The organism is Chamaesiphon sp. VAR_48_metabat_403 (assembly GCF_031422475.1).
Classification (GTDB): Bacteria; Cyanobacteriota; Cyanobacteriia; order Cyanobacteriales; family Chamaesiphonaceae; genus Chamaesiphon.
Map to the genome: position 1 here is coordinate 1 of NZ_JANPLS010000406.1, position 14,728 is coordinate 14,728.

General features: G+C 46.6%; 12 protein-coding genes and 1 pseudogene. 4 read left to right on the top strand and 9 right to left on the bottom strand.

Annotated elements, in window-relative coordinates; translation table 11 throughout:
* Window positions 1-151: 151 nt before the first annotated feature.
* From RMO79_RS19315 to RMO79_RS24645, 4 genes and pseudogenes are all read right to left on the bottom strand, one after another.
* Complete coding sequence (locus RMO79_RS19315) at window positions 152-1,246, bottom strand: peptidylprolyl isomerase (RefSeq protein ID WP_310484877.1); 1,095 nt, start codon at window positions 1,244-1,246, stop codon at window positions 152-154.
* A gap of 84 nt (window positions 1,247-1,330) precedes the next feature.
* A complete protein-coding gene (locus RMO79_RS19320) occupies window positions 1,331-3,067 on the bottom strand; it encodes a DNA polymerase III subunit gamma/tau (RefSeq protein WP_396136638.1) in 1,737 nt (578 codons plus the stop codon).
* Window positions 3,018-3,911: a hypothetical protein gene (locus RMO79_RS24640; RefSeq protein ID WP_396136639.1), complete on the bottom strand. Its 894-nt coding sequence runs from the start codon at window positions 3,909-3,911 to the stop codon at window positions 3,018-3,020. Before RMO79_RS24640 ends, RMO79_RS19320 begins: the two co-directional genes overlap by 50 nt.
* Window positions 3,860-4,525: pseudogene (locus RMO79_RS24645) on the bottom strand (AAA family ATPase); the annotation flags it as partial. The pseudogene RMO79_RS24645 and the gene RMO79_RS24640, both read right to left, overlap by 52 nt.
* 128 nt (window positions 4,526-4,653) lie before the next feature.
* Between RMO79_RS24645 and RMO79_RS19330 the strand changes: the two are divergent.
* Together RMO79_RS19330 and rnhA are read left to right on the top strand one after the other, a co-directional pair.
* Window positions 4,654-5,700 (top strand): hypothetical protein, encoded by a 1,047-nt coding sequence (locus tag RMO79_RS19330; protein WP_310484879.1) that lies wholly within the window; start codon window positions 4,654-4,656, stop codon window positions 5,698-5,700.
* A gap of 6 nt (window positions 5,701-5,706) precedes the next feature.
* Window positions 5,707-6,573, top strand: a complete 867-nt coding sequence (rnhA, locus tag RMO79_RS19335; protein WP_310484880.1) for a ribonuclease HI — start codon at window positions 5,707-5,709, stop codon at window positions 6,571-6,573.
* Window positions 6,574-6,932: 359 nt separating this feature from the next.
* Here rnhA and RMO79_RS19340 read toward each other — a convergent pair whose 3' ends face one another.
* Window positions 6,933-7,724 (bottom strand): YdcF family protein, encoded by a 792-nt coding sequence (locus RMO79_RS19340; protein WP_310484881.1) that lies wholly within the window; start codon window positions 7,722-7,724, stop codon window positions 6,933-6,935.
* A 187-nt stretch (window positions 7,725-7,911) separates the two neighbouring features.
* On the opposite strand from RMO79_RS19340, the gene RMO79_RS19345 reads away from it, so the two are divergent.
* Window positions 7,912-8,544, top strand: a complete 633-nt coding sequence (locus RMO79_RS19345; protein ID WP_310484882.1) for a hypothetical protein — start codon at window positions 7,912-7,914, stop codon at window positions 8,542-8,544.
* Between the two features lie 223 nt (window positions 8,545-8,767).
* On the opposite strand, the gene purT is transcribed toward RMO79_RS19345, so the two are convergent.
* Complete coding sequence (gene purT, locus RMO79_RS19350; protein ID WP_310484883.1) at window positions 8,768-9,934, bottom strand: formate-dependent phosphoribosylglycinamide formyltransferase; 1,167 nt, start codon at window positions 9,932-9,934, stop codon at window positions 8,768-8,770.
* 183 nt (window positions 9,935-10,117) lie between these two features.
* Window positions 10,118-11,185, bottom strand: coding sequence for a hypothetical protein (locus tag RMO79_RS19355; RefSeq protein ID WP_310484884.1), 1,068 nt, complete (start codon window positions 11,183-11,185; stop codon window positions 10,118-10,120).
* A 556-nt stretch (window positions 11,186-11,741) separates the two neighbouring features.
* Here RMO79_RS19355 and RMO79_RS19360 point away from each other — a divergent pair.
* Complete coding sequence (locus RMO79_RS19360; RefSeq protein ID WP_310484885.1) at window positions 11,742-13,421, top strand: iron uptake porin; 1,680 nt, start codon at window positions 11,742-11,744, stop codon at window positions 13,419-13,421.
* 86 nt (window positions 13,422-13,507) lie between these two features.
* Here the strand turns inward: RMO79_RS19360 and bcp are convergent, their stop codons facing one another.
* On the bottom strand, window positions 13,508-13,969 hold the full coding sequence (bcp, locus tag RMO79_RS19365; protein ID WP_310484886.1) for a thioredoxin-dependent thiol peroxidase: 462 nt from the start codon (window positions 13,967-13,969) through the stop codon (window positions 13,508-13,510).
* 90 nt (window positions 13,970-14,059) lie between these two features.
* Window positions 14,060-14,719, bottom strand: a complete 660-nt coding sequence (locus RMO79_RS19370) for a COP23 domain-containing protein (protein ID WP_310484887.1) — start codon at window positions 14,717-14,719, stop codon at window positions 14,060-14,062.
* Between the last annotated feature and the right edge of the window lie 9 nt (window positions 14,720-14,728).

Below are 14,728 nucleotides of genomic sequence, written 5' to 3' on the forward strand. Positions count from 1 at the left end.
CCAAAAAGGGGGACTTTAAAGCCCCCTTTTTAAGGGGGTTGGGGGATTTAGATCTACAAACGAAGTCCAGCCAACTTGCTTATACACGGTATCCCTTTTATAAGGGGAGGGCTGGGGTGGGGTAAAGGGACTACGGAGCGACTCAAATAGACTATGCTTTCAACAAATCGGCACCTTCAATTACCTTAGCCGATACAATTTTATCATTGGCTTTGAGTTGTCCTAGCACTTCTTGTCCTGCTGTGACGTAGCCAAATACAGTATAACGACCATCGAGTAAATTACGTCCGGCAGGAGTCAATTCTGGCTCGAAGAGAAAGAAGAAAAACTGCGACGAACCACCATTAGGGTCGTTTTCAGGACGCGCCATCGCTAATGCACCGTAAGAAGAAAATGGTAATACTGGTTCTTCACGAAATCTGCCAGCATCTTCCATCGTAATGCCATACATTGGCTCTTTATCGCCTTTGACCATGACTTCTAGCGGTACCGCCCGATATTTTTTGGTCGTCGGATCGATAAAACCAACTTCATCCCCTGGCGGATCGCCAATTTGGAGGACATAATCATTTTCGGCGCGGGTAAAAGCGAGATCGTTATAAAATCCCCGATTGACGAGATCGACAAAGTTACCCGCCGTCACGGGTGCATTGTAACCGTCTACGACTAGGTTAATATCACCTTTAGTAGTCTTGAGGGCGATCGTCGCTCGACCTTTGAGTTGTGGTAAATTATCGTATTCTGCGGGCACTGCATAGGGAAATCCCTTCACCATCGAGGCTTCGAGGGTGCCAATTTTAGCTAGAGCCTCAGCGCGGAGAGCTTGTACCTGGGGCTTATCTTTAGCTTCTGTCGCTAATGCCAATGCTTCGACGTTCGCTTGAATTTCGGTTAGTAGCGTCTGTGCTTGAGTTTGCTTATCGGCTACGACACCTTTAAGAATGTCGGCTTGCTTGGTTTTTACTACTACCGCAGCTTTTTTGACATCGCCATTAATCGTACTCCACTGTTTACCGCGCAGATGATTAGAAATATCTTCCAAACTGTTTTGCAGATCCCGAACTGGCTTATTCTCGATCGGTAGTGCATATCGGAGAATTGATTGTCCGTCAGTAATCGCATTACCTGATGGTAGTAAAGTTCCCGCACTCAAACCGATCGAGAGCGATACTAGTAATATTGCTGCTACTCCCGTCTGCAACCAGTTTTGCCAGCGACTAAATATAGAATTTTTGCCTGTTTGCATTTCTAAAAATATCGATCTAATCCAACCTCCTCATCTTGCCACATCCCCGCCCCTAGCAACTTGAGGAGTCTGGTTTCGAGATATTTAGTTACCAACTATTTTGTCAAATAGTTCGTGATGTCGATCGATAATTTCGCCATGAAATATCTTAACAATCTCGTCTGTTGCCGCCTGGAGTGCGGGGTCGATTGCCGGATCTTCTGAGTCGATTGACAGCATACTTGCCGCTTGCTCGATATCCAACGAGTCGGGGGGTTCGTCAAAGTCAGTTGGCGGCGCAAAGATCTCTAGTCCCGCAGGCGGCAAGATTGGTGCGGGTGGCTCTGGGTTTGGTAGATGAGACGGAGATTCGATCGCCGATACTGCTAAAACAGCTGGTGGAGGATCTACCAGATCTTCAATGTCTTCATCTTCAGCGAGATATTCGCCCGCTGCTGGGAGTGGTGGCGGTGCGACTGGAGTAGGGGCGGGGCTAGATGTGACTATTTCCGCAGGGGAAGGCTGCGCCAACGACTGTGGTGTTGGATTTTGAGGCGGTGTGGGTTCTGGCAATCTAGCCTGAATGGTACTAGGCTGGGGTTGACTTTTACCCATAACTTCTAGTTTTACGACGATCGCGCGACCGAACATGTTACTAAATACCTTCGAGAGTTCGGGGACTTTGCCTGCGGCGATCGTTTGCATGGTACTAGATTTCATTGCTACTACCGCCTGGGCTTCGGAAATTGAAATCAACTTCCCAAAGGGTTTAAACAAGTCCCGGCTGGCGGGTAGGAGCTGCTGTAAGACCTGTTCCCAGGTGGTAACGAGGTTGGAGTCGATTCTCGATGCGAGAGGCTCCGCCAACGATGCAGTCGGGGCGGCGATCGCGGCTGCTGGCGGCGGGTTTGATACAGCCAAAGCACTCGCTGGGGCGATTTCCCAAGGTGACGACTTTGCCGACGGCGGTGGTGGTGAAATCGGTTGTGGGGCTGGCGGTGTAATCGTCGTTGTGGGAACTGGCGACTGTTGAATACTAATATTTAGTAGCCCCAAAATGGCAATCTCTAGCCACAGTTGGGGCTGAGTTGTCTGCTTGAGTTGGGTTTCACTCTCTTTAAGATGTTTTTGTCCGGCGAGAATCCAACCCAGTTGCCATGTTTGGGCGATTTTACATAGCTCTACCCACGTTTCGCCAGTCAGTGGGACTAAATCGGGACGTTTGGGGGCAGTTTTGGCGATCGTCAGATCTCGATAGCAGCCTGCCAGATTTTGCAGCACTGTCAGGGGTTCTTTACCACGTTCGAGCATCGCGCGGGTGCGATCGAGCAGACTTTCAGGATCGGATTTAGCGATCGATTGTAGAATGCCGAGTAAATCTCGTTCTGGTACCGACCCGATCGCATCGTACACGCGATCGGGAGTAATTTCGCCATCGAGTAAGCTCAACCGATCGAGTAAGCTTTCGGCATCTCGCAAACCACCTTGCGCGATTTGGGCGATTAAATTCACCGATGCAGCCGCGATCTCGATTTGTTCGATCCCTGCAATATAAGTAAGGTGCTTCACCATTGCATCTACCGGAATGCGGCGATAGTCAAATCGCTGACAGCGCGAAATAATCGTCGGTAACACCCGCTGCGGATCGGTAGTCGCCAGCACGAATACTACATGCGCTGCTGGCTCTTCTAAAGTCTTTAGCAGCGAATTAAATGCTGCTGTAGTGAGCATGTGGCAGTTGTGAACTAACAGTCCATTTGCCACAAAGTTATGATTGTCCTCAACTTCGATGTCATAGACTTTTCCCCTCCCAGCGGGGCTGACAGATACGATCGTTTCCAAACTTGTATGCCATTGATGGGATGGAATAGGGCTGCAAGTCTGCCAACCATTTACGACTGGTGCGAGCGTTAAGTCCGATGTAGTAATAGAGAGTGCGTTGCGCGCCTTTTTTGTATGATTTAACGTTTGCTGAGTATCCAAGCTCTGTAAGCCAGTCAGCAATAAGTTGGTTTTCAGCGTAGGAATATCCTTCTGTATGCAGATGGATGGTGGGGCTTCCTTCAGGGCTGAGGCTGAGTGAACCATCATCGAAATACCACCATGCAAGTCCCTCCAGTGGGATCTGTCGGAGCCAATCGAGTGTGACTGTTTTGCCTTTGCCTGTGGGTTTGACAACTTCAAAGACTGTTGATAATTGGGGATGACAGGCAGTTTGGCAGGTACAGGATCGATCGCCATACCCAGCATTGATGACGATTTGTAACTTAGGTCGAAGTTCTGACAATCGACTGGCTTTATATGACAACCATTCCTGTTGACTGATTCCGTGTGTCCAAGCCAACCGAGGCAGTCGGCTGTGTTTATTCGGGTAGGTAATAGAGCCGTCTCCCAACAAGGTGCCATAAATAAGCCCAAGCTGTTCGATCGAGAGGATTGGGGCATCAGCAATGAATTTTGCTTTCCGCCGCTCCCAGATCCCATGTCCTTTGACGTAGAAGTGCTTTTGCCAATAGGATTGGATGCGATGGAGACTGCTACCTGACTGTAAGTAAGCGGGGATCGGTAATTTTGCGCCACATCCGCAGGCGCAAATCGGTCTAAGTGCTTCTGCTTGCTGTTGGATGGAGAGAGTAGTGGGGCAAGGATTTTCATCCCTGGTTTCAGTTCTTGAGCTTTTATCCATCCGCGATCCGTCCTGATTGGGTGGTTGCCAGTACAGCTTATTTTGCTGTGAGTGGTTGCGATTGTCAAAGTTGCTTTCGATCCTCGATCGATCCATCTGAGTACCTTTTTCCATTCCCAGATCTGTTGAAGCTCGTTGTAGCTTAAAACCTGACGATCGGCTAATGTGCGATCGTCAATCCGCAGCCAACCCCGATCGGTTAAAACCAAAGTATCGCCCGTCAGACACTCATCGATGATATAAACTTTATACCGACACTGCACCGGAGCGTATTGAGCGCGTTCGATGAGTTCGCGAATATTATCTACACCTGTATTACTAGCCGCATCGATTTCGATAATATCTAGAGCAGCACCGACAGCAATCGAACTACACACCTCGCATTTACCACAAGGTTGTGCTGTAGGTACCTGACTCGCCATACAATTAAGAGACTTGGCTAATATTCTGGCACTAGAAGTTTTGCCAGTCCCGCGCGGCCCTGTAAACAGGTATGCTGGAGCAATCTTTTCTAGACGTAGGGCATTAGTTAAGGTAGTGGCGATCGCCTCTTGACCGACTAGATCGGCGAAAGTTTGCGGTCTATATTTATGATGTAGTGGTATATGTGCCATCTGCGGGATAAATAAAGAAGAAGTCGAACCGATCGCAACCACCTCGATGGAGATTGGTTGCCTAGCCCTACCCTCTAAGATACTCTAGATCTAATGTACCTAAAATTGTGCATCTAAGGAATCAGTAAATGTTAAAAAATATCTGGCAATCATTCGTGAGGTGGTTTCGCAAATTATTCGGCGGCGGAACTGGTAAAGCGATAAATCGAGTTCCGGCGGCAGAATTACCACCTCTCGATGATACCGATCGGGAGTACCTATTTATGCAGTTACTCGAAGGAGTGGCTCATGGCTGGCAACAACCGCGCGCGATCGGCTTTTTTAACAAAATTAGGCAGCGAGTCCGCAAATCAGAATGGCTCGAATGGTTAGAAAGATTCGGGCAGAATTTACTCGCCGCACCTGTCGCTAATTACGAACTAGCCGGAAGAATGGTGCAATTGGGGCAACTCGACTGTGGCGAAATTGGCGATTTGGCTGGCGACTATGGTGCGCGATTGCTCGATCGTCAAGCTGAAGAATATCCATTAGAACTGCTCCCGATTATCGAGTTTAGCGACTCAGAAACAGAGTCTGTCGAGGCACGAGATCTGAATTTTGATGAAGTACCGATGGAGTTACTCCTCGATAACGATCCGCTCTTTACCAAGCGATCTGCTGGTGCTGCACATTCACCCGAACCAGAACAGCTCGGCGCGGATACTCGCGAGATTACCCTCGAAGAATTTTCAGCCATGTTGTATCAAGATCCGGGACTAGTAGCCGAACTAGCAGATCAATTTCAGATCGACACCAGCGATCCGCAAGTCATTATCAATGCTGTTGTCGCTCAAATGCAGCAACAAATCCAACAGATTAGTGGCGATCTCACTCCGATTGTCGAACAGATCGATCCACATCCGCCAGAAGTGCCTGTGGCTCCACCAGAAATTCCCGCACCGCCGACAGAAATTCCCACGACACCGCCGACAATACCACCGGAAGTTCCGGTACCACCAACGCCGCCAGCGGCACCCGAAGCAACTGCATTACCGCTTAGAGATGTCCAAATTCCCCCACCACCCCCCGTTCCCAAACTGGAATATAAATCTGACGATCCGTGGAGTAATAATTTGTTAGAAACTAATGAAGCTACCCCCAAGACTGCCAACCTGCCAGAGCATTACGGAGTCTAATTACCCATGAGCAGAATTGCCAACTTATATACAGATGGAGCTTGTTCTGGCAATCCCGGCCCTGGCGGCTGGGGTACTGTGGCATACTTTGATGATGGTAGCTGTCATGAATTAGGCGGTAGAGATGGAGCGACAACCAATAATCGGATGGAAATGCAAGCTGCCATCTCGGCACTCCAATTTTTTGCCAGCACTCATCAAACCGAGCAATGCGTTTTATATACCGATAGTGAGTATCTAATTAAGGGCATCACCCAATGGGTGAAAGGTTGGAAAAAAAAAGGTTGGAAAACTGCGGCTGGTAAACCCGTTCTCAATCAAGATTTGTGGGAAACACTCGACAGACTCAACGGACAAGTCCAGTCGCAAACTAAAGTGGCTGTCTCGTGGCAACACGTCAAAGGTCATTCTGGCAATGCAGGCAACGAACGTTGTGATACGATCGCGAGAGGTTTTTCTAGCGGTCAGCCACCACAGTTGCGCCAACGCTCTACAATAAGTAATGTACCAGAGCCGTCTGTTGCCACGCAGACCCCTTCAGATGTCGTGGCACCTATTCCTTCTCCCTCCGATTTGCAAATTGTCCCCATGTTAGAAGAACAGACTATTCATATCGAGAGTACCGAACATATTCCCCGCGAAGTTCGAGTCGCTCATCTCCACCACCTAATCGATACTTTACGGATTACCGATGAAATTGCCAAACATGGTTATCTAATTGCTAGCTCTGAGCTGGCAGATTTAATGGATATTAACGCTAGTGCCGTCACCAGTCGCGGCGACAGATGGGCTTGGCGTAATTGGATTGTCTCTAGAGTCCGTCGCGAAGGCAATCAAATTCTCTGGCAATTAGAACGAGTTGATGGGGAATAGGTTTTAGGTTTTAGGCTACCCCTGTTAAGGTGACTATCTGTATTAAGCGCAGCGGTAAACGATAAATACTTGTGGTTTGCGGGTTTTGCTGGTGGGGGCAGAACCCGGATCTGGGGGTTGTCTTGATGCGCTAAACCGTTGGGGAACCCAACGAGCGCGCATCGCTCCGACCCCCAGACCCCCCGTTGAGAGGCGGAACGCCGCCCCTCAAACTCCCCTGCGTAAGGGTTAGTTAATTAGGATCGGGACGGGTGTTACTACATTCCATGTATGGCTTTGATTCGAGGTTCGATGCTCACTTTAACAGGGGTAGGCTTTAGGCTTTAGAACTGCGTTCCTTACTTCTTACTTCTTACTCATTACAGCCAGCCGCGTAATTTATAGACAAAGATGCCGATATATTCGCGGATGGCTTGGGTGGTGAGCGAGAAACAATCTTCACTGGGTAAAAAGCTCAAGATTGCTGCTTCGGTTTGACTATTTGGTTCGTCGAGTTCTAGCTGAGAAATGCGATAATCGGTGGGAGCGGCGATAGCGTCGATGCCGAGATGCTTAAAGATTGCCATCGATCGCGGCATGTGCTTCGCAGAGGTAACTAATAAAATCTTTTTAAAATTGCGTGCTTGCAAGATCTTTTGAACGTTAACAGCATTATCGCGGGTATTAAAAGAATTGCCTTCAGGAATGATGTCCTGCTGCGGCACACCCAGCCGGACTAGTATTTTGGTCAAATCCTCCGATTCGGGAGTTCCACCACCTTTCCAGGCGATTCTACCCCCACTGACGATGATTTTGGGAGCTTTGCCCGATCGATATAAATTAGCACCGTACCAAACGCGATCTCCGGCATCGGCAAAGTCTACATCGGGGCGCGGATAAGCTTGAGATCTGGTACCGCCGCCCAATACAACGATCGCATCTGCTGTCGGTAATTCGGTTTTGGGGATATTTTGCCATTCTAAAGATTGCGCCAACCAATTAGTCGTCCACGCATTACCGCTCAGAAATAAAATCAGTAGTGCGCCACCAATGGCGGCGGGAGTCCATTTAGAATTTATCCACCATAAGCCTAGAGCGACAATTAATAATAAACAAGCCGCACCCATCGGGTAGAAAAATAAGGGAATCAGTTTCGATAAAAAGAGAAACATTGAGGATCTTTAAATTAGTTGAGGGCTTGCTAAATTCTCTGTTTGTCACACGGTCGTAAGATATCCAATTCTTTCGATCGGCATAGAAGGCAAGATCGATTTTTATTCCTTTTGATAGACTAACAATCTCCGTATGTTCGCATAAAATGTGATTTATACAACACCTGTACGTAAGCCGGAGCTGCAAATGACCAATAAATCTAACAACCCCAAAATTAGGACAGATGCCGATGGCCGCCCCCTAACGCCAGAAGAGATATCTTACCAAGATGGCTATACTCAGGGTCGAGGTACTGAAGATGAGATCCAGTATCACAAAGAGCGTGCCGCAGAAAATAGCGGTGCGGTTAGTGGCTTAGTTATTGGTGGCATTTTCGCCACCTTAATTGGGTTAGGCACAGCTTATTACTATTGGGGACAGCCTGCTCCAGCACCTACTACCGTTATTAATAATCCCCCAAATCCCGTACCCGCAGCACCTCAAAAACAGACTACCATTATCGATCGCACGGTGGAAAAAACCGCACCCCCACAAGTCAAAGTGGTGGAAGTCGAAAAACGCGTACCAGTGCCCGGTGCGACTAAAGTAATTGAAGTCGAAAAACGCGTACCAGTACCAGGGGCGACTAAAGTAATTGAAGTTCCTAAACCTGTCATCGTACCTGCGGTTACTACCCCACCTACCAAGTCGGAACCTACGAAGGATAACCCCAGCAATAAGGAAAGTTCGTCGCCAGCGACTGCACCTACCCCTGCTGCTAGTAGCGATTCCGAACCTACTAGTTCGCCTGCACCAAATCCCGACGCAGGTAATAATTAACGTAAGCCGGGTATGCTCTAGTTTCATTCTTCAACCCAACCTACAGCGAACTGAATTAACGCCACAGTTCTGGATAAGCTTCGTGCGGGCACCACCTGGGGATTCATCCCCAGGCTAATAGCTCAAGTCCACTGAAGTGGACTGAAGAATTTGACAGTCCACTTCAGTGGACTTGAGCCGCTAGCCCGCACTTCAGTCGCGGGCGGATGTCGCGGGCAGCTATTTAGCGATCGACAATGGTAATCTGACTGGCAGCATCAGCAGCTTTAGTCCGAGCTAAGTCTGTAGTTTCTGCTTTAGCTAAAGCTACGCCCATGCGTCGATAGGGGCGAGAGTCGGGTTTACCGAATAAGCGAATATCGACATCTGGCATATTCAGGGCTTGCTCTAATCCCGTAAAGTAGATCGAATTAGATGTTTCGGTTGCTAAAATTACGGCACTTGCGGCTGGTGCATACTGAATAATATTCGGAATTGGTAAACCTAATACCGCCCGTAAATGCAGTTCAAATTCATTCAAATTCTGAGAAATTAACGTTACCATGCCCGTATCGTGTGGGCGGGGTGATAGTTCGGAAAAAATCACTTCATCAGCAGTAATAAAGAATTCTACTCCAAAGATTCCGGCTCCACCGAGGGCATCGGTAACTGTCGTCGCGATCGATTGGACGGCAGCAATTTGAGCTGCGCTAATTTCGGCTGGCTGCCAAGATTCTTGATAATCGCCGCGTTCTTGCCGATGACCGATCGGGGGACAAAATATCGTCGGGGCATTCCATTGTTTGATAGTTAAGAGAGTAATTTCGATCTCAAAATTGATAAACTCTTCGACAATTGCCTTTTGACTATCGCCTCTAGAACCATCAATTGCATAGTGCCATGCTGCGATAACTTCGTCGGCATTATTTACTACTGATTGCCCTTTACCAGATGAAGACATGACTGGTTTGACAACATTCGGAAAGCCGATGGCTGCGGAGATCGATCGCATTTCATCTAAAGTAGTAGCATAGGCATATTTAGCCGTCCGCACCCCTAATTCTTGGTGAGCGAGTTCGCGAATCCGATCGCGATTCATCGTGTAGTGAGTCGCCTTGGCGGTGGGAATGACAGTAATTCCGCGCTGTTCAAATTCGGCTAATTTTTCGGTTCTAATTGCTTCGATTTCGGGAATGATATAGTCGGGTTGATGCTTAGAAACAACTCGTTCGAGATCTTCGCCGCTCAACATCGAAATAACTTCACATTCATCGGCAACTTGCATCGCTGGTGCGTGCGGATAACGATCGACTGCGATTACATGATTGCCAAGTCGTTGCGCGGCGATTGTAAATTCTTTACCTAATTCGCCCGCTCCCAACAACATCAACTTTTTAGGCAGTTTAATCATTATCTAAATCCAAACATCAGACCTCTCGTAGTTTAACAAAGATCGCGATCTTAATTTTTATTTACTCACATCTTGCACCAATACCTCGAAACTTACTCCTAAGTACTATTCACTATCCACTATTCACTAAAACACTAGTAACTATGTTTTGATGCAAGATGTGAGTTTACCAGTTAACATTTACTAACTTAACTGCACGATCGCTTCGATTGCCCAGCGGGGACAACTGCGATGGGTGCTGACAGTTTTTTCGCTAATTACATTACCTTGAGCATCAAAGACTGTCTCGGTTCTGACGATCGTTTCGCCATGTTCGAGATAATCTTCCAGTACGCCGATCGTACTAGCTCGAAGCTGTTGTAAAATCGGTGATAGTGTCTTGTCGGTCAACATACTACTGCGATCTCCATCATACAACAGGGACGATTCATCGGGTTGGTGAAAAACCGAGCTATTTATGTGCGAATCGGGTTCGCGATCTAAATCGCCATCAGGCAAAGCCTCGATCGCCAACCTAGAAATAATCTTACCCAAAATATCGCTATCGGTGCCACTATTGCCCCCATTTTGATGGGTAGCCAGCTCGGCATCGCCAACAGCCGAGACATTGCCGAGTTTGGCAATCCAGGCGATCCGATCTCTGAGCGAGAGCGAAATTAACCCCAGTCGAGTTTGGAGATCTAGACGATCGTCAGTACAGAGCATTTGCTGGACGCGATACCATTTCGATCTGGCTAAGATTAAGATATCTAAGCCCAATCCGACTTGACTTTGTTGTTGACTCTCTTGCCAAGCTTGCCACAGTTCGGCGGCTGGCTCGTATCGGAGCGTATAGTGTTCGGGAATATCATATTTTTGATAGCGCATAAATCCCCGTTCGGCGGAGGCAGTATCGATCGGAATAAATTGACATTCAGAGATAACTTCTTGGATCGCATCTGAATATTTACTATCTTTTTTGATCAAAACATAATGCAGTCGCTTGGCTACTTTGTGAATGGCAATGAGTTCGCCATTTGGGGTAGATAGTTGCAATGAATTGTGTGCATAATCGATGCGGAGATCTTGGGTGATAACTAGGCGTTTTTTACCTTGAGCGAATCGCCAGATCATCGTTCGATCGTCAAAATCATCGGACGAGTTTACCCGATCGATACTGGATCGATCGAGTTCTACATCTGTTGGTAATCCAAGTCCTTGAGAAATATCAGTAAAACTTGAAGCATCTGAAAAATTAGGATCGATTGTCATTTATTTTGGTGATTTGATGAGTTTAGGAATTATCAAAATTAGATTTTAAATATAATTTCCCGATTCTCTACGGGAGAGGCTGTGCCTACGGCAGGCTTCGCCAGTGATTGAAATCGCGCCGAGAGTTTCCATGATGCTTGAATCGATGTTCGTGCTGACAAACAAATTAATAACCTAAAAACTCCATGTCGATGTCCGTCATCTCCAGATCGATTGCCGCTGTACTATGACCATGGCTACTGTACTTAGAATACCCAAGATTGCTGTCATGAATACACGATCTCTAACAGAAAAATCGGACTAACTGCTAGGTCTCAGTGGCCGTCACAGATCGAGTGTGACGGCGCACAATCTCCCAAATACACGATCGGGATTAGAAAAATGTATCGGAATTAATATGTAACGCGCAAATTTGGTCATAAAATATAAGCTGTCATGCCGAATTAAAACTCGGATGGTATGACTCGACCCCAGCAAGAGTCGGGGAATATAATTGAAAATCAATATTGACAAAATGCAGAATCTGTTATCAAAAAATATAGTATCCCCAATCCTGATGGCAATTGCCGTCTGGGTTGCTAGTGTATCCCCAGTTGGTGCAAACCCTGTTGCAGAGACAAATACCGAGCAAATCGAACAGGCGACGCAGGCGACCGAAATTAAACCTGGAGACTGGGCATATCAAACACTACAAGCTTTGAGTAGCAAATATAGCTGTGGTAATACGCCTAAAGATAACAAGGTCCTCTCGCGTGAAGAATTTGCGACCAGCCTCAATGGTTGCGTTCAATCGATCGAAGAACTGGTAGCTAGAAGACCCCGGAGGGCGGTTAAAAAACGAAAAGTAGTTCCGGCTCCATCGATCGTTACGCCACCACCAGCAGCCCCAGAAATTACCACACCACCAGCTCCAACCCCTGTTGAGCCACCTGCCCCACAAGTCGAGCAAGAAGAAGTAGTTTCTCAGCAAGATCTCGACAGGCTCAAAGGATTAGTACAATCTTTTAGTGCCGAGCTGCAAGGTGTCGATAGTCGCCTCCAAGCTGCCGAAGATAAAGTCACCAAACTTCAAGCTCAAAGCTTCTCTACTACCACCAAATTAAATGGTGAAGCAATCTTTGCTTTTAGTGGCTACAACACTGGTCGTAGTGCTGGTGTTGGTACTAATGGTACGACGGCTAATACCTTGAGCGATCGCGTTCGTCTCAATTTTGATACTAGTTTTACGGGGAAAGATCGCCTCAGAACCAGGTTGGAATCACGTAACACTCCGCAATTCAACTCTGGAGTAACCGGAACGAACATGACTCGGTTGGGTTTTGACGGGGATAGTACGAACAACACAAGTGTTGCTCTACTTAATTATGGCTTTCCTATTAGTCCTGAAACAAGAATCACTGTTGATGTTGTGGGTGCGCGGTTTAACGATCACTTGTATACTTTCAACCCCATCTTAACTAGTTCGGGTAGTGGTGCGATTTCTCGGTTTGGTCGTTTTAACCCTGTTTACCGACTTAGCACCGAGGGTTCAGCTCTAACCGTCAATCATAAATTTAGCAACGAACTAGATTTTGCGATCGGTTATGCAGTTCCTAACATCAACGCAGCAGCTAGCACAGCCCAGGGTAGTGGATTATTTAGCGGTTCTAATGCTATCATCAGTCAGCTAAATATCCGTCCCGCCAAAGATTTAAATCTGGGTCTAGTTTATGGTCGTGCTTACACTACTAATGGTGGCAACATCAATGGTGGAACTGGTAGTATTGCTGCAAATAGTCCTTTTGGTGCAGTGCCGACTTCAGCGAATTATTACTCATTTCAGACTAGTTACAAATTAAGTCCTAGTTTTGTACTATCTGGTTGGGCAGGTTTTACAGAGGCTAATCGTGAGACTGCTGCTGGTGGTAATGCAAGTACTAGCAATTATGCGATCTCATTTGCCTTCCCAGATTTCGGTCAAAAGGGTAACAACTTGGCGTTCATTGTTGGGATACCACCCAAACTCAATTCTCGGACTGGTACTGGTCTTGGGGCTGCAAATGCTCAATCTCCAAGTACTACTGCTACTACGCAGGGAAACCCTGATACTTCATACCATATTGAAGCTTTGTATCGGGTCAAATTGAGTGATAACCTCGCGATTACGCCCGGTTTATTACTTATTACCAACCCCGAACACAATCGTGCTAACCCAACTGAGTATGTCGGTACCATTCGGAGTACCTTTACTTTCTAACCTAATTTGTTGATAATTTGAGCCTGAGAGTTAATCTCTCAGGCTCAGTGTGTATGGGGGGTAGACTATAATTATTTTCCCAGATTTCACGATCGAGATCGTACTTCTTCTAAGACGGTATCGACATGATTTTTGACGCGAACGTTCGACCAAATTTGGGCAATTTTACCATGAGGATCGATCAGAAAAGTCGATCGCACGATGCCCATATATTCCTTACCCATAAACTTCTTTAATTGCCAGACTCCATAATCTTCAGCAATTTGATGTTCTGGATCGCTCAATAAGGTAATTTTTAATTGATGCTTGGTAATGAATTTACCATGAGAAGCGATCGAGTCGGGACTGATACCGACAACTTGAGTATTGAGAGCCTGGAATTGAGCTAATTTATCGGTAAATTCGATCGCCTCAGTCGTACAACCCGGAGTCAGATCTTTAGGATAAAAATATAATACCAGCCACTGGTTCTGAAAGTCTTGCAGACCGAAACTTTTGCCATCTAAATCTAAAGCGGTAAATTCTGGGGCAGATTGTCCGATATTCATATTCGATCGATCGTATATTTATTAAATATCAGAATAACATCTCTAAATTATTTGAGATTTTGGATTAAGATCGCCTCTCGTATATCCCATCTAAAATCCAGTATCAACTTTTTTACGATCGACATTTGTAGCTCGTTTAGTTTGAGGGAAGGTTTTCTGCTCCCAACTGCCCAAATTTGTATCGAGTTTTGTCGTTCTGTTGCTGGCACTCTCATTAATCGAACTACTACCATCTTGAGCGAAGCCAAAGATTTTTTGAACTACAGCTTCGGGATTGCGGGCATTTTCTGGTTTGAGTGTAAATAAAATATTCTGACGATTGCATTTACTACTGTTGGCTGGCAAGGCACAGATAACCACCTGAGAATTCACCGTACCGCTTGCTAATTGTAAATCTTTAAAAGTGCCCCCGTTATTATCGGCAACTTTCTGAAGTCTTTCTGAGACAATCTGACAGCGTTTTTCGGGGGTGAAATCTTTGCCAAAACCATCATAATTCCAAGTTAACATCGTTGCTTGCCGATCGCCTTTTTGAACGACAGTTGTCAAATTTTGACAGCTAACTTTAAGATTGGTAGTACCAGCATTAACAACTCGATCGTTACTCGCAGGCGTACCAGATACGCTCAGATCGGTTTGAGAATTGTTATCGACGATCGGTGGAAGTTGTGCTGTGACTGCTGAAGACATCGCTACACAAGCAAAGATCGTACCAGTAAGTAATAATTGAATGCTAGCAGTCGGTTTCATTGGCGATCG

Coding starts and splice junctions, on each gene's coding strand:
- RMO79_RS19315 (WP_310484877.1), bottom strand. CDS start 1,246: ATGCAAACAGGCAAAAATTCTATATTTAGTCGCTGGCAAAACTGGTTG.
- RMO79_RS24640 (WP_396136639.1), bottom strand. CDS start 3,911: ATGGATAAAAGCTCAAGAACTGAAACCAGGGATGAAAATCCTTGCCCC.
- RMO79_RS19330 (WP_310484879.1), top strand. CDS start 4,654: ATGTTAAAAAATATCTGGCAATCATTCGTGAGGTGGTTTCGCAAATTA.
- rnhA (WP_310484880.1), top strand. CDS start 5,707: ATGAGCAGAATTGCCAACTTATATACAGATGGAGCTTGTTCTGGCAAT.
- RMO79_RS19340 (WP_310484881.1), bottom strand. CDS start 7,724: ATGTTTCTCTTTTTATCGAAACTGATTCCCTTATTTTTCTACCCGATG.
- RMO79_RS19345 (WP_310484882.1), top strand. CDS start 7,912: ATGACCAATAAATCTAACAACCCCAAAATTAGGACAGATGCCGATGGC.
- purT (WP_310484883.1), bottom strand. CDS start 9,934: ATGATTAAACTGCCTAAAAAGTTGATGTTGTTGGGAGCGGGCGAATTA.
- RMO79_RS19355 (WP_310484884.1), bottom strand. CDS start 11,185: ATGACAATCGATCCTAATTTTTCAGATGCTTCAAGTTTTACTGATATT.
- RMO79_RS19360 (WP_310484885.1), top strand. CDS start 11,742: ATGGCAATTGCCGTCTGGGTTGCTAGTGTATCCCCAGTTGGTGCAAAC.
- bcp (WP_310484886.1), bottom strand. CDS start 13,969: ATGAATATCGGACAATCTGCCCCAGAATTTACCGCTTTAGATTTAGAT.
- RMO79_RS19370 (WP_310484887.1), bottom strand. CDS start 14,719: ATGAAACCGACTGCTAGCATTCAATTATTACTTACTGGTACGATCTTT.